The following is a 17,347-nucleotide window of genomic DNA, read 5'->3' as shown; positions in this document are numbered from 1 at the left end:
GAGCGGTAATGGACGTCGGTCTCGACGACGACGACCCGTTCGAAGAGCAGCGCGGCAACGTGCAGAACCCGATGCGCCGCCTGTTCTTCGACTACGGCCGCGAGCGGGCGGGGTCGTTCACGCTCGGGCTCTCCGCGAGCGTCTGCGCTCGGCTGCTCGACCTCCTCCCGCCTATTCTGCTGGGCGTCGCCATCGACGCCATCTTCTTCGACAACAAGGCGTACACCCTACCGCTCGTCCCCGACGCGTGGATCCCGGGGGGCGACGAGGCGCAGTTCTGGTTCACGATCGGCCTCGTGGCAGTGGGCTTCTTCGGCGGTGCCGTGTTGCACTACGTCCGCAACTGGGGGTGGAACCGCTTCGCCCAGCACGTCCAACACGCCGTTCGAGTCGACACCTACGAGTCGATGCAGCGCCTGAACATGACGTTCTTCGCCGACAAGCAGACCGGCGAGATGATGTCGATCCTCTCGAACGACGTCAACAGGCTGGAGAGCTTCCTCAACGACGGGATGAACTCGGCGTTCCGGCTGGGGATCATGGTGCTCGGGATCGCGGGCGTCCTCTTCTGGCTCAACCCCCAACTCGCGGTCGTCGCGCTCGTCCCCGTCCCGCTCATCGCCGTCTTCACGTACTACTTCATCAAGACGATCCAGCCGAAGTACGCCGCCGTCCGCTCGGCCGTGGGGACCGTGAACTCCCGGCTGGAGAACAACCTCGGGGGGATCTCGGTGATCAAGGCCGCCAACACCGAGTCGTACGAGGCCGACCGGGTCGAGGACGTCTCGCTCGACTACTACGACGCCAACTGGGACGCCATCGAGACGCGGATCGTCTTCTTCCCCGCCCTGCGCGTCCTCGCCGGGATCGGGTTCCTCCTCACCTTCACCGTCGGCGGCCTCTGGGTCTTCCGGGGGACGGGTCCGTGGCTCTTCACCGGCACGCTCTCGCCGGGCGACTTCGTCATCTTCGTCCTCTTCACCCAGCGGTTCGTCTGGCCGCTCGCGCAGTTCGGACAGATCATCAACATGTATCAGCGCGCGTACGCCAGTGCCGAGCGCGTTTTCGGCCTCATGGACGAACCCGCACGCATCCCCGAGGTCGACGAGGCCCCCGACCTCGCGGTCTCCGATGGGAGGGTCGCGTACGACAGCGTCACGTTCGGCTACGACAGCGAGGAGACGCCCGTGGTCGAAGACGTCTCCTTCACCGTCGACGGCGGCGACACGGTCGCGCTCGTCGGCCCCACGGGGGCGGGCAAGTCGACGCTCCTCCGTCTCCTGCTCCGACTGTACGATGTCGACGACGGCTCGATCGAGATCGACGGGCAGGACCTCCGCGACGTCTCCGTGTCGAGCCTCAGACGGGCGATGGGCTACGTCAGCCAGGACACGTTCCTCTTTCATGGAACAGTCAAAGAGAACATCGCCTACGGGACGTTCGACGCCTCGGACGACGAGATCGTCGAAGCGGCCAAAGCGGCGGAGGCACACGAGTTCGTCCGGAACCTCCCGGACGGCTACGACACGATGGTGGGCGAGCGCGGCGTCAAACTCTCCGGGGGCCAGCGCCAGCGGGTCGCCATCGCCCGGGCCGTCCTCCGCGACCCCGAGATCCTCGTGCTCGACGAGGCGACCTCGGACGTGGACACCGAGACCGAGATGCTCATCCAGCGCTCGCTCGACTCCCTGACCGAAGAGCGGACGACGTTCGCCATCGCCCACCGGCTCTCGACGATCAAGGACGCCGACCAGATCGTCGTCGTCGAGGACGGCCGGATCGTCGAACGCGGCACGCACGAGGAACTCATCGCAGAAGCGGGTCTCTACGCACACCTCTGGGGGGTTCAGGCGGGGGAGATCGACGACCTCCCGGAGGAATTCGTCGAGCGGGCACGCGGCCGGGGGGCTCGTGTCGAGGTCGACGGCGACGACTGAGCAGCACGGCGGTTCGCGGTCGGCGATCCGTTCGCGTGCCGAACCGTCGTCTTACTCTTCTTCCTCTTCTTCTTTTTTTTCCTCTTCGTCGTCGGCCGCGTCCTGGAGCGCCCCCCGCAGCTGGGGCATCGTCCCGGTCAGCTCCCCCACCTGCTCGCGCGCCTCGGTGATCGTCTCGACGAGTTCCTGGAGTTCCGTGATCTCGGCTTCCAGGTCCTCGGCGTCCTCGAACGCCTCGGCGCGGGAGCCGATGACGTACCACTTCTTCGCCTGCCGGAGTTCATCGGCGGCGTCGCCGACGTCGAGCGACGACTTCAGCCCGTTGAGCACGCCGAGGACGTTGTCGGCGTCGGTCTCCCACACCTCGTCGGGCTCGGGGAGCTCCGCTCGGGCCGCCTCAAGGTGGTCCTCGACGTCAGTGCGCATCTCTGCCGCTGCCTCGCCGAACAGCTCGTCGTCACCGAGTGTGGCCTGACTACTCATACCCCGTTTTCGCCCCCGTTCGAGTTAAACACCTGCCGCGAAGTGAAAGTGAAGATCGACCCGTCGACGCCTGGCTCGACCGTCTCCGGCGTCGGTCCGCTCACTCGACGGCGACGAGCTTCATCAGCGGGTAGCCCTCGTCCATCTCCATCCGGGTTCGGACGACTCGCTCCCGGTACTCGATCCGCATCTCCACCTCCATCAGGCTCCCCGTAAGCTCCGTGTAGCCGTTCTCGTGGTCGATGGCGGCGTCGACGCGATCGTCGAGGATGTCGACCGAGACCGACGCACAGTGCGGCTGGTTCTCGATCGCCTCCTCCATCGCGCGTTCGAGGCTCCGAGCGCTCGCGGTCGACACCGGCGTGCCGGCGAACTGGTGATAGAGCGATCCGAACTTGATGCCGGCCTCGAAGCAGGCCTGCTCGGCGTCGGTGGGCATGCACACGGGGAGGGGACCGTCGTACAAGAGTCCACAGGTCCGCGGTCGCGATCCACGGTCCGCCGGCCGGCCGCGTCGGGGCCCGACCGGTCGCGCACGTCTGCGAGCGAGACGTGACAGCGGTCCAGACCCCGTTCGAACCGTATCTTACTTACACCCCCCACGCGCAAGCACAACTCGAATGGACAAGCCGGTTCTCTTGACGGGGGCGGGCGGCCGCGTCGGGCAGGCCATCCTAGGCCACCTCGGCGACCGCTACGACTGGCGACTCCTCGATCGCGAACCCCTGTCGAGCGACAAGATCCCCGAAAACGTGCCGGAATCCGCCGTCTACATCGCCGACGTCACCGACGACTACGCCGTCAGAAACGCCGTCGACGGCGTCGGCGCGGTCGTCCACCTCGCCGGTGATCCCCGCCCGGAAGCGCCCTGGGACTCCGTCCTCCGGAACAACATCGACGGCACCCAGACAATGCTGGAGGCGGCGGCCGGGGCCGGCGTCGAGAGGTTCGCGTTCGCCTCCTCGAACCACGCGGTCGGCGCGTACGAGACCGAAGAGCGGACGCCCAACATGTACCGGGTCGAAGACGAGTTCCGTCTCGACGGGAGCGAACTCCCCCGGCCGGGCAACCTCTACGGCGTCTCGAAAGCCGCCGGTGAGACCCTGGGTCGGTACTACCACGACGAGTCCGGGATGAGCGTCGTCTGCGTCCGCATCGGCAACCTCACCCGGGGGCATCCGCCGCGCAACTACGAACGCGGGCAGGCGATGTGGCTCTCGTACCGCGACTGCGCGCACCTGTTCGACCGCTGTCTCCAGGCCGACTACGCGTTCGAGATCGTCTACGGCATCTCCGACAACGACCGGAAGTACTACTCGATCCGGCGCGCGAAGGACGTGCTGGGGTACGATCCGCAGGACAACTCCGCGGAGTACCACGAGGACGGCACGCCGAAGAACCCGACGCCCGAGTGACCGTCGCGGTCGAAGCCGGGATCACTCGAACAGGCCGTCGACGTCCGTCTCCTCGCGCCGCCGCCGCCGCACGTGGTCCCGGAGACGGTCGTATACCAGTCCTCGCCGTTCGGTCTCGCCCACGAAGTCGACCACGAGCGCCCTGAACCGCGACCGGGCGGTTCCCGCTTCCTCGCGGGCGTAGCCGACCGCGCGGTCGACGACTGCCTCGTCGTAGCCGTACTCCTCGGTGATCACCCCGGCGGCGACGGCCAGGGCGTCGAGATCGAGCGCGGAGGGAGCCAGGTCGCGGCCGCGGTAGCGGAGCGCCGGCGGTCGCGCTCGCTCGGCGTGCTCGGGGTCCGCGCCGAGGCGGCGGAGATACTCGCGGACGGTCGTGAGGCCGACGCCGCGGTGTTCCGGCCCGAGTCCGTCGAGATATCCCGTCGCCGAGCGCGACAGCTTCCGCGCGCCGCTCCAGTTCCGCCGCCGGCTGTGGTACACCGCGGCGGTGAACTGGATCAGTCCGTGCAGCAAGCGCTCGTCGTCAGTGTCGGACTCGAGCGCGAGCCACTCGTCCTCCCATGCGTCGTGTGCCGCGTGGTGTTCGCCCGCGTTGTAGACGGCGACGCCGGCGGCGACCGCGGCCTGCAGATCCGACATCGTGGTACCTAGTATCTCCTGAGTTCCTGCGGCGGATATACTTATGTGTGTGCGTCGCTTCCTCGTGTTGTGGTAGCACACAACAACCGACGCGGCCGCCGACAGACGGTCGGCGACTGCGTCTGTATCGACTGCGGGACCCGCTACCTCTTCACGAGCACGTACAAAGGCAACTACTGTCCGGACTGTCACGAGACGTGGATCGCCCGACAACGGGGTGAGCCGTCGCCGGCGCGGAACCCCGCTCGACTGCGCCCGTCTCGCCACCGGGTCCCGGACGACCCCGACGCGCCCGACGACCCGTACGACGAGGAGTGATTGGGCGGTCCCCGCCTCCCGCAGTCGTCTGCACAGTCGCCGTTCGCGGACGTGTCTCCTCGCTAGAGTCGACACGGTCGGTGCGGACGACAGCGATCGTTCCTCACGTAGCGACTGCAAAACGTAGCGTCCTGACGGAGTCTCACGCGAGCAGGGCGGAACCGATGGTTCCGCTTGCACCCGGCGGCGACGCCGCCGGTGACGAAGCGAGCGTGAGGCACGTCAGGTCGCGAACAGCGCGGGACCGAAGGTCCCGCTGGAAACTGGAAGCTCCGCTTCCGGTGACAAATGTGAGCGTCCTGACGGAGATTTGAACCCGCCGAGACTCACTTCGTACGTCTCGCCTGCTCACGTCTCCGTGGTAAGAGTTTCGCGAGGCAGAGACTCCTCGCCTCCGCTCGTCGTGTAGTGCCTCGCAGAAACGTCCTGACGGAGTCTCACGCGAGTATCGCGAGCGTGAAGCACGTCAGGTCGCGAACAAATGTGAGCGTCCTGACGGAGATTTGAACTCCGGTCCCTGGCTCCGCAAGCCAAGAGGATAGTCCACTACCCTACCAGGACTCATCTATAGACAGCCCCGTCCGACTTAAGACGGTTACGGTTCCCCCGGCCGACGGCACTGCGTCCCATGCGGCGTGAGACAAACGACCACTTGTTCATAGCCAACGTCTACGTGATCCCGTCGCTATTCAGTGCACATGCACAGACGGACGCTCCTCTCCGGCCTCGGAGTCGCCTTCGTGGCGGCGATCGCCGGCTGTCTCGGTGGCGGGCCGCCCACCGCCGGTGACGGAACCGGTGGATCCGGTGGAAGCGACGGAGGCGGGAGCGACACCGACGGTAGCGGTGGTGGCACAGACAGCCAACCAGACGGGCCGGGCGATGGCGATGGGGGCCCGAGCGGCGGCGGGACACACCCACGGTTCACCGAAACCTCGCTCGTCAGCACGGGTCGGTGCGACAGCCCCGGGACGGCCACCGTCCGGTTCGACGACGCGGGTGTGACCGTCACCGGGTGTGCCCACGGCCGCAACGGCTGTGCCGTCGCCGTCCTCGACGACGTCTCGTACACACCTGAGGGGGACCTCCTCACCGTCGTCGTCGCCAGCGTGGTCGAGCGCGACCCGGACCAGGCGTGTACCGAGGCACTGTTACCCCTCGGCTACGAGGTCCGGGTCGCGATGGACGGGATGGTCCCGGGCGTCGTGCGCGTCGTCCACGACGACGTCGACGGTCGGCGCGAGGTGGCCCGCCGGCGGCACGACTAGTGCGTGGCGGGGCCGCCGGCCATCGACCGTGTCCGCCGCGGACGACGGGACGGCTCGCCGCCCGCCCGTCGCCGCTCGGACGTGCGTACGTTCTTGTACGAAGCCGCTCCCCACTCCGTGCGATGTCGATACGACCGAAACAGTCGAAATCGAGAGGCGTGAGGGCTATCGTTGCCGTTCTACGGAGCCAAAGACAAGCCTTAAGCGCGGCTCTACCCTGGTCGTGAACAGATTATGGGTGTCATCGAGGATGTCTACGAAGACGTCGCGCCCGACGTCGACTTCGAGGCGTTCGAGGCCGCCGTCCACGAGAAAGTCGAACAGATGGGCGGCCTCGCGGACGAGGAGACCGCGGCGATGCTCGTCGCCCACGAACTGGCTGACGCCGGCGGAGAGGTGTCGGGGATCGCGGACATCGAACCCGGAATGGACGAGGTGAAGTTCGTCGCCAAGGTCGTCAGCATCGGCGAGGTACGGACGTTCGAGCGAGACGGCGAGGACGAGGACGGCAAGGTGATCAACGTCGAAGTCGCCGACGAGACGGGGCGGATCAGGGCCGCGTTGTGGGACGAGGCGGCCGAAGCCGCGGTCGAGGAGCTGGAAGTCGGCCAGGTACTCCGGATCGCCGGTCGACCCAAGGAGGGGTACAACGGCGTCGAAGTCAACGTCGACCGCGTCGAGCCCGACGACGCCGAAGTCGACGTCCAGGTGCTCGACACCTACCGCGTCGAGGACCTCTCGCTCGGCCTCTCGGACGTGAACCTCCGGGGCAGAGTGCTCGCAACCGACTCGGTCCGGACGTTCGACCGCGACGACGGCTCCGAAGGCAGGGTCGCGAACCTCGTCCTCGGCGACCCGACGGGGCGAGTACGGATCACGCTCTGGGACGACCGAGCCGACCTCGCCGACGAGTTCTCCGAGGGGGAATCGGTCGAGATCGTCGACGGCTACGTCCGCGAGCGCGACGGCGACCTCGAACTCCACGTCGGTGACCGCGGATCGGTCGAGCCAATCGACGAATCGATCGAGTACGTCCCCGAGACGGACGCCATCGCCGCGCTGGAGATCGGCCAGACGGCCGACGTCGCCGGCGGCGTCATCGAACTCGACGAGAAACGGACGTTCGACCGCGACGACGGCTCCCAGGGGCAGGTCCGAAACGTGAGAGTGAAAGACGACACCGGCGACATCCGCGTCGCGCTCTGGGGTGACAAAGCCGACACGGAGATCGACCTCGGCCAGTACGCCGTATTCACCGACGTGCAGGTAAAAGACGGGTGGCAGGACGCGCTCGAGTGTTCGGTCAACTGGCGCTCGACCGTCTCCGTCCTCGACGAGCGCCCCGAGAACGCACCGACACACGAGGCCGACGCGACGGCCGCACCCGCGTCGGCGTCGCGGGGTGACGCCGACGGGCAGGGCAGTCTCTCCTCGTTCGACTCGTCGTCTGCTGGGTCTCCCTCGTCCTCGTCCGACGCCTCGTCGACGACTTCCGGGAGCGAAACGAGCGACGGCACCGGCGGCGAGGACGCGGACGAAGTCGAGTTCACCGGCACGGTCGTCCAGGCCGGAAGCCCGGTGGTTCTCGACAACGGCACGGAGACGTACAGCGTCGAAACCGACGCCAGCCTCCGCCTCGGCGAGGAGGTGACCGTCCGCGGCCGGGTCCGTGACGGGCGCATCGACGCCGAGGAGGTCCTCTGAAGCGCGTCGACTCGTCGTTCGGTTCCCGACGGAAAGGATTATACGGCGGCTAAACCGGATAATTGTGTATGAGTGTCGAGCTCCCGTTCGCCCCAGTCGACTCCATCATCCGACGCAACGCGGATGAGCTCCGGGTGAGCGCCGACGCCGCCGAAGAACTCGCTCGGCGCATCCAGGCCCACGGGTCGGCGCTGGCCGTCGATGCGGCCAACCGTGCGACCGCCGACGGGCGGAAGACGTTGATGGCCGCCGACTTCGACGTCGAGCAGGTCGTCAATCGGGGAGCGCTCGAACTCCCCGTCGCGCCCGTCGACCGCATCGCCCGGCTCCGCATCGACGACCGCTACCGGGTATCGATGGAAGCGCGCATCGCTCTCGCCGACGTGCTGGAGGACTACGCCGACAACGTCGCGAGCGCGGCGGCGACCCTCGCGCGCCACGCCGACCGGCGGACCATCCAGGCGGAGGACATCGAGACCTACTTCGCCCTCTTCGCGTAGCCATGCAGTTCGGCTACAGCGAGACCTGTCTCGAACACGACACGGGTCCGCGCCACCCCGAGACGCCCGACCGCCTGCGGGCGATCCGCCGCGCCCTCGCCAAACGGCACGGCGTGGAGTACGTCGAGGCCGAGCCGGTCGCACAGGAACGCGTCGAGGCGGTCCACGACTCCACTTACGTCACCGAGATCAAGCAGTTCTGTGAGACCGGCGGCGGCAACTGGGATCCCGACACGGTCGCCAGCGGGGCGACGTGGGACGCGACGCTCGCGAGCGCCGGCCTCGCCGAGTGGGCCGCGCGTGAGGCGGTCGCGGGTGCCGACGGCCGCGAGACGCCGTTCGCGCTCGGTCGTCCGCCGGGACACCACGCCGTGGCGGACGACGCGATGGGCTTTTGTTTCGTCAACAACGCCGCGGTCGCCGCCCAGACGCTCATCGACGCCGAGGAGGCCGACCGCGTCGCGATCTTCGACTGGGACGTCCACCACGGCAACGGGACCCAGGACATCTTCTACCACCGCGCGGACGTCTTCTACGCCTCCTTCCACGAGGACGGCCTCTACCCGGGCTCCGGGCAGGTCGCCGAGACGGGCGCGGGCGACGCGGAGGGAACGAACCTCAACGTCCCGCTCGCCGCCGGCGCGGGCGACGGCGACTACTGTTACGCGGTCGACGAGACGCTCGCGCCCGCCCTCGAACGGTTCGACCCCGACGTGCTCATCGTCAGCGCCGGCTTCGACGCCCACCGCCACGACCCCATCTCGCGGATGCGCGTCTCGACCGAGGGGTACGCGGTCCTCTCCGACCGGGTCCGCGACATCGCCGACGCGACCGACGCGGGCCTCGCGTTCGTCCTCGAAGGCGGCTACGGCCTCGACACGCTCTCCGACGGCGTGGCCACCGTCCACGAGACCTTCGACGGCCGCAAGCCGATCGAGCCCGACGAGGGGCCGAACGAGAAGACGCAGCTCCTCGTCGACGACGTCCGCGACGCGCTCGACCTGGATTAGGGGCGCGGCGAAAAGTACCGGGCCAGCTCCGCGCCGAACTCCCCGGTCAGGCGCTCGATCTCGTCACCGACGAGCACCTCGTACCCCTCCTCGCGGAGCGTCGACTCCACGCGCGTGCCGAGCGCGACGTCGAACAGCGCGTCGCTCTCCAGCAGGGCGCGCGCGTCGGTCCACTCCCGCGGTCGCTCGACCACGTACCGATCCTCGGCGATGAACGGACCGTACGCCTCCCCGTCGTCGACGTAGGCGTCCAAGAAGCCTTCGGCGTGGGCGCGGACGTGGACCGGCGGCCCCTCGTGACGCTCCACCGCCGGTAGCGCTCCCGTCACGAGCTCGAAGAGGAGGACGGCGTGGTCGGCGGCGAACACCGTGCTCCGGAGGACGCCGAAGCCGCGGCGGTCGAGATCGCCCGCGATCCCCGTGCGGGACTTCTCCAACTGGGGATAGAGCTGGTCGTCGACGATCCCGGGCGCGTCGAACCGGATCGCGACGGCGGCCGTCCCCCGGCGGTCGAGGTGGTCACGGACCGCGCGTTCGGTGAGCGGCTCCGGGTCCGACGGAACGAAGAGGTCCGTCCGTGGGTCGTCGACGAGTTCCCGGGCGTAGTGTTGCAGCCGGGCGACGTTCGCGGCCGAGCAGACGGCGGCGACGTTCCGCGCGGGGTCGGTCGGGTCGACGACGACGAGCGGATCGTCGTGCTCGCGAGTGCCGTGTTCTTCGGGGTCGAAGGCGACCGGCGGGTGCCAGCCACCGGCCGCTCGCAGGAGGGGAACGACGCCGTCGTACACGAGAACGAGCAGTTCGGAGAGGTAGCCCGAGAACCCTCTCGTTCGCAGGTCCGAGCCGTACGCGCCGATCCCTTTGAGAAAGCGCTTGAACACCCGCACGTCGCGGGCCAGTCGGTCGCCGATCCGCTCGGTCAGGTAGGCGTTGTGAAACGGGGTGCGGTCGACGGCCGACCGCGTCTCGGCGGCGCTGTCGACGTCGTAACACGGGACGAGGTCGACGTCGAAGCCGTCGAACGCGCCGGTGACGTACGGGTGTTCGGCGTACTCCTCGTGACCGTCCGGGAGCACCGCTCGCCCGATCGCGAGCCCGTACCGTTCGAGTTCCGCGCGGTCGAGGTCGGCCGGGAACCGGACGAACAGGTCGATGTCGCGGTCGCCCGAGAGCCACGTTCCCCGGGCAGTCGAACCGACTTGGATGGTGTCGACCTGTTCCGCGATCTCGCCGGGGACGTCACCCGCCGCGAGGGCGCGTTCGACACGCTCGCGCAGCGCTTCGACCGCCCGCTCCAGGCGCGCCCGCTCGGCCGCGTCGGGCCTGACCTCCTCGTCCACGGCGGCGACGACGGCCTCGAGTTCGCTCATCGTCGTCGTTTGTCCACCGGAGCGCGAAAGCGTGTCGATCCACACGAGTGTGTGCCGTCGTGCCGCAGGCGGGCGAAAACGAAAGCCCTATCAAATCACCTCGGGTACGTGAGAGTGCGTTTCACCCACGCAGGCCATCGTAGCTCAGCTGGTAGAGCGCCTCGCTGTTAACGAGGTGGTCCCAGGTTCGAGTCCTGGCGATGGCGCTGTTCTCTTTCCCGCCGCCGAGTCGCGACGACTCTCGTTCGTCCGTGTGGCGATCACACGGTCGCCGTCCACGGCCGTCGACCGACGAGTCGCTAGTTCTAAGACGAGCGGCCTGCTTCCCCGTGGTACGGGCCCTTAGCTCAGTGGTTAGAGCGCTCGGCTCATAACCGGGTGGTCATGGGTTCGAACCCCATAGGGCCCATGAATTCTGCTGCGAGCGGACGCGAGAAGCGAACCCCGCACCGCTGGAGTTCGAACCCTGCCAGTCGCGCGCAGCGAACGCAGTGAGTGAGCACGTCTGGTATCGGTTCGAACCCCAGAGGGCCCATCGAATCGCGTGACGAGGGTTATTGTGAGAGCTTCCTCTGGATGGCTGGACGTAGACACCGCGTCGCTCGTCTCGAAGAGATCGCCCGTGAGAACGTTCGAGTCTGGGCTGAAACCGAGTGAGGCGCTACTTGGACTGAAATCAGTGGGTTCGGCTATCGTGTGCTGTTCGCCGAACCGTCCACGGGACAACAGGGTATCGAGCTGAACAACTCCGGCTATCTCGCGCGTCCAAACAACACGGGGATGCCTGAGAGAATCGACCTGGCACCCCTCGTCTTTCGTATTAGACGGTGTTCGCTGAATCAACCGCTGAGTAGGATGTGCGGACGTACAGTCGTCACTGCTGTCCGTCGTTAGGTGAGTAGAGCGAACAGTGCTGACTCGATGGAAATTCTGCTATCCCAGCGGAGCGTGAATCAACTATGGGACGCAAGAGACCGAGCTGTATTCCGTGCAGCAGAGCACGTGGTGCTGACTGGTCCGAGTGCGAAAGAAGCCGAGTTATGGGCGCACCAGCCCGGATGCCGCGCCCCGCGGCATCCGGGAAAGCCCGCATAGGTGAGTTTCTGATTCACGCACCGGTGTCCCGGAGGAACAGATCATGTACCTCGGAATCGACTTACACAAGCGGTACGCACAGGTGGCAGTAATCGACAGCGAAGGCGAACCCGTCGAAGAGGTTCGCGTCGAGAACGCGAACCTCGACGACCTCGCTCGACGCTACGCTGGTTCCCGTGCGGTGATCGAGGCGACCAGCAATTACTACCACGTCTACGATACTCTCGCGGAGTACTTGGACGTGACCGTCGCTCATCCGGGCAAACTGACGCTCATCGCTCAGTCGGACAAGAAGACTGATCGCGTCGATGCCAAAGAACTCGCGCGACTGCTTCGGCTCAACTCCGTTCCGGAGAGTTACGTTCCCACCGACGAGATCAGGGAAGCCCGCGCACTCGTGCGCGGGCGACAGACCCTAATCGAAGACCGGACCAAGTTCGCCAACAAGATCCACGGCTTGCTCGCCGACAATGGCATCACCCGGGAGGTGAAGCCACTGAGCGTGAAGGGACGAGAGTTCCTCCGGGAACTCTCGCTCCCGTCACCGTGGGACGCGTTGTTGGAGTCGTACCTCGACGTGATCAAGACGCTGAGCGAGAAAATATCACAGCTCGAAGCGGCGATTGAGGAGCGCGCTGGGTCTCTGACCGAGACCCAGCTGCTGATGACCATCCCCGGTGTCAGCTACTACTCCGCGTTGCTGATTTACGCGGAGCTTGGAGAAGTCGATCGGTTCGACAGTCACAAGGAGGTCGTGAGTTACATGGGACTGAACCCGACGATCCGCGAGTCGGGCGACTCGCGGATCGAGGGAGGTATCTCGAAACGCGGCTCTGGACGGGTTCGGTGGATCCTGGTTCAGAGTGCGTACACAGCGGTGTACACCAGTAAAGATGAGTATCTGAGCCGGTTCTTCCACCGGCTGAACAGTCGGATGAATTCGAAGAAGGCGATCGTCGCAACGGCACGGAAACTACTCGTGTCGATGTACTACATGCTCGACCGAGAGGAGGCGTACGATCCACCCGGCGTGAGTAGCTGAGGACCTGAGGGCCGCCGGGCGGCCCTCAGTGGCCGGTCGGAGCCAGCGGGAGCGACAGCTCTCTCTATTCACGTTCCCCGCCTGCCCGTTGGACAGCGAGCCATCGTCTCACCGTCTGCCAGTTTTACGAACTCGGCGCCGGAATCGTCGAGGTGGTCCGAATCGTTATTACGCCAGCCGTGGTTTGTTCGGCCAGCAGAATTTCCATAGGTGAGTACAGGGCGCGAGTCGGTCGCGAGATAATCCATATCTCACGAAACGCTTTCAGTGGCACTCTCTCTACTACAAATATGTCTACAGCTGTCGCAACCCCCGACGCAGACGAACTGTGTGCGTACTGTAAGTCGCATATTTTCGATCACGACCCGATCTGTGTCCGTGACTGTGACAACGACTGCGGCTCACCCGAGTACTTCTGTAACTATGCGTGTCTCTCCGCATACATCGAGGAAAACAGCCTGACGACGGGGAACGCGTGTACGTGGAACCCCGACGAAAGCAAGTGAACTACCCCACCCTACCGCGCTCGGGGCTACTCGCCCCTCGCTTGTTGAGGGTGGGGCTTCCTGTGTCTGTGTCAGAGCTTGCATCCGACGTGGACACAGCGGCTCCAGACTCCGCAGGCGACTTCCCTTCACGGGTGGTTCGGAGTGTCCCACTCCTACCGGATGGATACTCGGCCACAACCGATGGTGCGCGCTTCTTGTCGCGCTTGAACACCGCCGGAGACGTGGTGAGCATCGCACGACCCGGCTTGACCGCGTGGGTAGTAAATGTGGCGGAGAACGTGCAAACAACTCGTGCGGGTGCTGTATCCCCTCCCTGCTCGCGTCTTCGACGCTCGCTGAGGAAGGGGGCTTAGCGCCCTCAATTACAGCTAAATACGATCTCACAGTATCCCGGAACCTACAGTGAGAACTCATTCGTTTGCCTTTTCACGGTCATCCATCAGGGATGATACGATGAGCCGCTTGATTCCACGCCGAAGGAGACCACTGGCTGCAGGCTGAGAGATATCCAGCTCAGCGGCGACCTCGCTGAGTGTCGCGTCCCGTGGTTCTTCGAAATACCCTGATTCGACTGCGAGGAGGAGCGCTTCTCGTTGGCTATCGGTTAACCCGGCGTCCGTATTGCCTAAACTAGCGTATTCGTTCACGCGCAGTAGATCGATATCAATGTGATTCTGTTGTGCATAGTCCCAGAGATGGGCCAGATCCGTTCGCTCGGGCATCCACACTGTTATGACCCAAGCGTTTCCTTCGTTCTCCATGTTGAGTATGACACCGTTCGCGGCCGAGATGACTGGTGAGAGGATCTTCGCTTCGTCCGTGTACTCGAAGCTATAGATCGCCTCCTCGTCTCTCGCTTCGATAACTCGTTCGAATTCGCTAATGGTGTTATCTTTCCGTAATCCTTCTTCGAACTGGAAGAAATCAGACGACTCTATGTGATAGAAAAACTTTCCCGATGTTGGGTCAGTTCCTGCCTCTGACACCGACTTGACTCTCGAACTTCGGTCGTGACGGACGGTCTTCGTGAGGACGATATCGGGATGTTCGACTCTGACGACCGCTCTAATATCGGTCATTATTTTGTTGTATGATAGTTTTCAGCATGCAAAATTTTACAATTGATTTTTCTTGAGATGCTTGGCGAAAATCTACACTGCCGTGCTCGCCACTGGGGTCGTACTGATGGCTGTGTGGTGACTTAATCGAGTCGATTGGTCACGGTTTCTGAATACGGGGACGCTGTTCAAATACTTGCTTCTCGTGTGTGTCGGTCAGACCGGAGACCGATCAGAACTGAGCACAATCTCAGTACTTCACGAAACTTCCTCGGCTAACCACCTCTGAAGCTTAAGTTCCGTGTCGAATCGACTCCACTATCGATCTTGACGAGGGGGTCACCGGAAGATCAAGAGAAGATCGTCGCTGTCGGCGGCGATCCGCCGCCGACGCGACAGCCTTGCCACTCACCGCAGGGGCGTACTCGATCGGTCGTTACCGGACGAACCGGTCGTCCGGCGGTCGGTTTGCGGGGACGGCCCGACGCGTCGCGAGGGCCGTCCACGCTGCCCGTCGGATCATGTTGGTGAACTCCTTATACGACCACTCCCAGAGGCGACGCCCGCCTCGGCGGGGCGTCGCCACATACTCCCAGTGCAGATACCGCCACACGTTCTGTAACAGCAAACTCACTACGACGTACAGCAGCCGTACCGCCGGATCCTGTGTCGTAGTCGTCGCAATCGTTTGCTCGGAGAGTCGGTAGCTGGCCTCGATACCGAAGCGTTTCGCGTAGTGGTATCGAGCGTCGCGAGGAGAATTGATGAACGGCGCGTCAGCGGCGTAGCCGTGACGCGCCACGCCATGTTCGTCGTATCGTCCGTTCTGGTAGGTACAGTCGATGTAGACGGGAAACTCGACGGTCCAGCTGTGACCGTCGAGTTTCGCCGTCATGTCGTGGTGAATCACGCGACTCCAGCCCTCGGAGAGTTCTTGCTTGATCGACTGACCCCACCGGATAATCGGGATGACGTACGCGTGGTTGTGCGCCTGCAGCAGCGTGAGACACTTGCTGTCGTAGAATTCTCGATCGAGGTAGACGGCCTTGACGCCGAGGTCAAGGCCGTCAAGGATACCGAGAAACTCGGCGAGGACGCTGCTGGCGGTGTCGCCGTCGACAAGACGGCGCACCGCCAGCGTGTAGCGTTTGTTCTTCACGCGTGCGTACAGCGTCGCGTACGCGTGGAATGCGGTTGTTCCACGCTTGGCTTCCGAGTGGTAGAGGCCCTCTGTGCCGTCTTCGTCACCGTAGTAGGGACGCAGGTGGAGGTCAGCGACGACCTCCACCTGCTTGGGAAGGGCATCGAGAATATCTCGCTGGAGGAGTGTGTTTCCGACTCGTTCGAGCTGTTCCAGCTCGAACTTCGTCCGAAGATGATAGAGGACGGCGTTGGCACGAGGGGAGTTAGCACTATTCTCACAAAGTGTCGAGATTGAGGTCCCGTCGGCGCACGCGCCGACGAGGACCTCACAGATCTCTTCCGACGTTATCTGAGCGTTCTCACCGAGAGTGATCGAAACTTCCTCGTCAAGGGTGTTGACGAGGAAGTTAAGAATCTGGTCCTCATGGAGTCTACTGTCTGCTTGCTGGGTTCTAAGCACACCTTCCGCAAGCAGACGTCTCAACTAACCGGCTTCGTGAAGTACTGAATCTACCCCTGAGCCGACCGTTTTAATGCAGTCGTTCGCAGTTACGTCGCTGTCTCGATGCCGTGGTTGAACAGCGTCGCCCAGAGCCACTCCAACCGACTGGCTACGAACGACGGGTCGGACCCGGCGGGGGGGTAAAATTTCGATTCAGTAGCTCTGGCTTGATCATCGGCATGGTTTCTCTGAGGCATACAGACGAATAGAACATCCGTGACAGCATTGGTTTCTAGCTTAACGGTATAACGCATTTATACCGTACCCAGAATATTTCATGCATTTCTGACCTCTTCGGCACGCCGCTTGGTGGACGCGATGAGACCGACGGAGGGCGAATACCAAAGACGGCTCTCGTCACAGAGAACGACCCGAGAGATTTTGATGCGCGTCGATCCTCGTTCCGATCAGTGTCCCACTATCGTAGCCGTTGCAACGAGCAAACAAGTATAAAATTTTGATAGAAGGTCAACAACGGGTAGTAACTCGCCTGTACCGAGCGAACGTCCATCCCAGCCTACCGTCGTCTCTTGGCCTCAAGCCCACGCTGCATCAAACACGACGGTGTGGACTGGCTCCCACCGGTGATCGCTATCGAAATACCTTCGTCGTCGAAGCAGTACAGTGGTCACGTTACTCACATTTTACACTGATGCCGCTGGAGGGCACAGACCGTGTCACGATGTCGATCGACCGCGAAACCATCGAGAGCGCGACAGACGAGGAATTCTCCGAGTTGTCGGTTCAGGAGGTGGTACTCGACTGCCTCGCGGCCGACCACGACGCGCCTTCGAAGCCCGTGAGATCGCAAAGCAGACCGACCTCCACGAAGGTGCCGTGAGCACCGCGGTCATCCGACGCACGCCACGCGACCTCGTCGAACACAGGGCGACGTACTGGGCCGTGCCGGGCGACGTGGTCTACGGTGACGACCCGTTCGAAGGCGACGAAGATGCTCGTCCCCTCCAATCACAAGGGGCGACCGTTTCACGGGGACCTGGCGTTTCGTCCCCCTGCGTGACTCGCGTTAGTTAGCCGGCCGATCGAATTAATACTCCGAAGCAACTCGGACATGCTCATTTTTAATAACGATTTTAATACTACCACTCCTGAGTTAATACTGCAATGGCGTACACCTGCTCCAGTTGCGATGCACAGTTCCAGAGTGCTGCCGGCGTGACCCAGCACGTCGCGCTCCACCACGACACGTGTGCGGAGTGCGACGAACAGTTCGACGACACCGACTCGCTGCGCGACCACATCCACGAGCACCACTGAGCGGACCACTCAACACGTGAACTTCGTACCGCGCCAGCGGGCAGGCGACGAACGGCGTGGCCGTCGGACTGTC

At 64.2% G+C, this 17,347-nt stretch carries 17 protein-coding genes and 3 tRNA genes; 13 read left to right on the top strand and 7 right to left on the bottom strand.

Features of this window, described 5'->3' with window-relative positions; genetic code table 11:
- Positions 1-8: 8 nt before the first annotated feature.
- Entirely contained in the window at positions 9-1,937 is a 1,929-nt protein-coding gene (locus NKJ07_RS12855; protein WP_318567215.1) for an ABC transporter ATP-binding protein, read from the top strand.
- Positions 1,938-1,988: 51 nt separating this feature from the next.
- On the opposite strand, the gene NKJ07_RS12850 is transcribed toward NKJ07_RS12855, so the two are convergent.
- Complete coding sequence (locus tag NKJ07_RS12850) at positions 1,989-2,420, bottom strand: DUF5790 family protein (RefSeq protein WP_318567214.1); 432 nt, start codon at positions 2,418-2,420, stop codon at positions 1,989-1,991.
- 100 nt (positions 2,421-2,520) lie between these two features.
- The gene (locus NKJ07_RS12845) at positions 2,521-2,859 is read right to left on the bottom strand and encodes a dihydroneopterin aldolase family protein (RefSeq protein ID WP_318567213.1); all 339 of its coding nucleotides are present in this window, start codon (positions 2,857-2,859) and stop codon (positions 2,521-2,523) included.
- A 181-nt stretch (positions 2,860-3,040) separates the two neighbouring features.
- Between NKJ07_RS12845 and azf the strand changes: the two genes are divergently transcribed.
- On the top strand, positions 3,041-3,835 hold the full coding sequence (azf, locus tag NKJ07_RS12840; RefSeq protein ID WP_318567212.1) for an NAD-dependent glucose-6-phosphate dehydrogenase Azf: 795 nt from the start codon (positions 3,041-3,043) through the stop codon (positions 3,833-3,835).
- Between the two features lie 21 nt (positions 3,836-3,856).
- On the opposite strand, the gene NKJ07_RS12835 is transcribed toward azf, so the two are convergent.
- Positions 3,857-4,468 (bottom strand): DUF309 domain-containing protein, encoded by a 612-nt coding sequence (locus NKJ07_RS12835; RefSeq protein WP_318570456.1) that lies wholly within the window; start codon positions 4,466-4,468, stop codon positions 3,857-3,859.
- 78 nt (positions 4,469-4,546) lie between these two features.
- Here NKJ07_RS12835 and NKJ07_RS12830 point away from each other — a divergent pair, with 78 nt between their 5' ends.
- Positions 4,547-4,795 carry a DUF7564 family protein gene (locus NKJ07_RS12830; RefSeq protein WP_318567211.1) on the top strand — a complete coding sequence of 83 codons (249 nt, stop codon included), beginning with the start codon at positions 4,547-4,549 and terminating at the stop codon, positions 4,793-4,795.
- Positions 4,796-5,283: 488 nt separating this feature from the next.
- Here NKJ07_RS12830 and NKJ07_RS12825 read toward each other — a convergent pair.
- Positions 5,284-5,356, bottom strand: a tRNA-Arg gene (locus tag NKJ07_RS12825).
- A 137-nt stretch (positions 5,357-5,493) separates the two neighbouring features.
- On the opposite strand from NKJ07_RS12825, the gene NKJ07_RS12820 reads away from it, so the two are divergent.
- The 4 genes from NKJ07_RS12820 to NKJ07_RS12805 all read left to right on the top strand — a co-directional run bounded on the left by NKJ07_RS12820 (position 5,494) and on the right by NKJ07_RS12805 (position 9,277).
- Positions 5,494-6,063, top strand: a complete 570-nt coding sequence (locus NKJ07_RS12820; protein ID WP_318567210.1) for a hypothetical protein — start codon at positions 5,494-5,496, stop codon at positions 6,061-6,063.
- A gap of 234 nt (positions 6,064-6,297) precedes the next feature.
- On the top strand, positions 6,298-7,767 hold the full coding sequence (locus tag NKJ07_RS12815; protein ID WP_318567209.1) for a single-stranded DNA binding protein: 1,470 nt from the start codon (positions 6,298-6,300) through the stop codon (positions 7,765-7,767).
- A gap of 68 nt (positions 7,768-7,835) precedes the next feature.
- Positions 7,836-8,267 (top strand): histone family protein, encoded by a 432-nt coding sequence (locus NKJ07_RS12810; protein ID WP_318567208.1) that lies wholly within the window; start codon positions 7,836-7,838, stop codon positions 8,265-8,267.
- Positions 8,268-8,269: 2 nt separating this feature from the next.
- Positions 8,270-9,277: a histone deacetylase family protein gene (locus NKJ07_RS12805; RefSeq protein ID WP_318567207.1), complete on the top strand. Its 1,008-nt coding sequence runs from the start codon at positions 8,270-8,272 to the stop codon at positions 9,275-9,277.
- Here the strand turns inward: NKJ07_RS12805 and cca are convergent.
- Complete coding sequence (gene cca, locus NKJ07_RS12800; RefSeq protein WP_318567206.1) at positions 9,274-10,647, bottom strand: CCA tRNA nucleotidyltransferase; 1,374 nt, start codon at positions 10,645-10,647, stop codon at positions 9,274-9,276. The two genes, NKJ07_RS12805 and cca, sit on opposite strands and share 4 nt — an antisense overlap.
- A 133-nt stretch (positions 10,648-10,780) precedes the next feature.
- Here cca and NKJ07_RS12795 point away from each other — a divergent pair.
- The 4 genes from NKJ07_RS12795 (at position 10,781) to NKJ07_RS12780 (ending at position 13,290) form a co-directional block, all read left to right on the top strand.
- A tRNA-Asn gene (locus NKJ07_RS12795) sits at positions 10,781-10,853 on the top strand.
- A 130-nt stretch (positions 10,854-10,983) separates the two neighbouring features.
- Positions 10,984-11,056, top strand: a tRNA-Ile gene (locus NKJ07_RS12790).
- A 729-nt stretch (positions 11,057-11,785) separates the two neighbouring features.
- Complete coding sequence (locus NKJ07_RS12785) at positions 11,786-12,784, top strand: IS110 family RNA-guided transposase (protein ID WP_318567205.1); 999 nt, start codon at positions 11,786-11,788, stop codon at positions 12,782-12,784.
- Between the two features lie 290 nt (positions 12,785-13,074).
- A complete protein-coding gene (locus NKJ07_RS12780; RefSeq protein WP_318567204.1) occupies positions 13,075-13,290 on the top strand; it encodes a hypothetical protein in 216 nt (71 codons plus the stop codon).
- A gap of 413 nt (positions 13,291-13,703) precedes the next feature.
- Here the strand turns inward: NKJ07_RS12780 and NKJ07_RS12775 are convergent, their stop codons facing one another.
- Together NKJ07_RS12775 and NKJ07_RS12770 are read right to left on the bottom strand one after the other, a co-directional pair.
- Positions 13,704-14,372 (bottom strand): helix-turn-helix domain-containing protein, encoded by a 669-nt coding sequence (locus NKJ07_RS12775; RefSeq protein WP_318567203.1) that lies wholly within the window; start codon positions 14,370-14,372, stop codon positions 13,704-13,706.
- A 415-nt stretch (positions 14,373-14,787) separates the two neighbouring features.
- Entirely contained in the window at positions 14,788-15,954 is a 1,167-nt protein-coding gene (locus NKJ07_RS12770) for an ISH3 family transposase (RefSeq protein WP_318567202.1), read from the bottom strand.
- Positions 15,955-16,678: 724 nt separating this feature from the next.
- On the opposite strand from NKJ07_RS12770, the gene NKJ07_RS12765 reads away from it, so the two are divergent.
- Both NKJ07_RS12765 and NKJ07_RS12760 read left to right on the top strand, forming a co-directional pair.
- Positions 16,679-16,837, top strand: coding sequence for a hypothetical protein (locus NKJ07_RS12765; RefSeq protein WP_318567201.1), 159 nt, complete (start codon positions 16,679-16,681; stop codon positions 16,835-16,837).
- Positions 16,838-17,121: 284 nt separating this feature from the next.
- Positions 17,122-17,274, top strand: coding sequence for a C2H2-type zinc finger protein (locus NKJ07_RS12760; protein WP_318567200.1), 153 nt, complete (start codon positions 17,122-17,124; stop codon positions 17,272-17,274).
- The last annotated feature ends 73 nt before the right edge of the window (positions 17,275-17,347 follow it).

This window comes from Salinigranum marinum (genome assembly GCF_024228675.1).
Classification (GTDB): Archaea; Halobacteriota; Halobacteria; order Halobacteriales; family Haloferacaceae; genus Salinigranum; species Salinigranum marinum.
This window is presented reverse-complemented; position numbering and strand designations above follow the sequence as displayed.

Coding starts and splice junctions, on each gene's coding strand:
- NKJ07_RS12855 (WP_318567215.1), top strand. CDS start 9: ATGGACGTCGGTCTCGACGACGACGACCCGTTCGAAGAGCAGCGCGGC.
- NKJ07_RS12845 (WP_318567213.1), bottom strand. CDS start 2,859: ATGCCCACCGACGCCGAGCAGGCCTGCTTCGAGGCCGGCATCAAGTTC.
- NKJ07_RS12820 (WP_318567210.1), top strand. CDS start 5,494: ATGCACAGACGGACGCTCCTCTCCGGCCTCGGAGTCGCCTTCGTGGCG.
- NKJ07_RS12810 (WP_318567208.1), top strand. CDS start 7,836: ATGAGTGTCGAGCTCCCGTTCGCCCCAGTCGACTCCATCATCCGACGC.
- NKJ07_RS12815 (WP_318567209.1), top strand. CDS start 6,298: ATGGGTGTCATCGAGGATGTCTACGAAGACGTCGCGCCCGACGTCGAC.
- NKJ07_RS12850 (WP_318567214.1), bottom strand. CDS start 2,420: ATGAGTAGTCAGGCCACACTCGGTGACGACGAGCTGTTCGGCGAGGCA.
- NKJ07_RS12805 (WP_318567207.1), top strand. CDS start 8,270: ATGCAGTTCGGCTACAGCGAGACCTGTCTCGAACACGACACGGGTCCG.
- NKJ07_RS12780 (WP_318567204.1), top strand. CDS start 13,075: ATGTCTACAGCTGTCGCAACCCCCGACGCAGACGAACTGTGTGCGTAC.
- NKJ07_RS12775 (WP_318567203.1), bottom strand. CDS start 14,372: ATGACCGATATTAGAGCGGTCGTCAGAGTCGAACATCCCGATATCGTC.
- NKJ07_RS12765 (WP_318567201.1), top strand. CDS start 16,679: ATGTCGATCGACCGCGAAACCATCGAGAGCGCGACAGACGAGGAATTC.
- NKJ07_RS12785 (WP_318567205.1), top strand. CDS start 11,786: ATGTACCTCGGAATCGACTTACACAAGCGGTACGCACAGGTGGCAGTA.
- NKJ07_RS12760 (WP_318567200.1), top strand. CDS start 17,122: ATGGCGTACACCTGCTCCAGTTGCGATGCACAGTTCCAGAGTGCTGCC.
- azf (WP_318567212.1), top strand. CDS start 3,041: ATGGACAAGCCGGTTCTCTTGACGGGGGCGGGCGGCCGCGTCGGGCAG.
- cca (WP_318567206.1), bottom strand. CDS start 10,647: ATGAGCGAACTCGAGGCCGTCGTCGCCGCCGTGGACGAGGAGGTCAGG.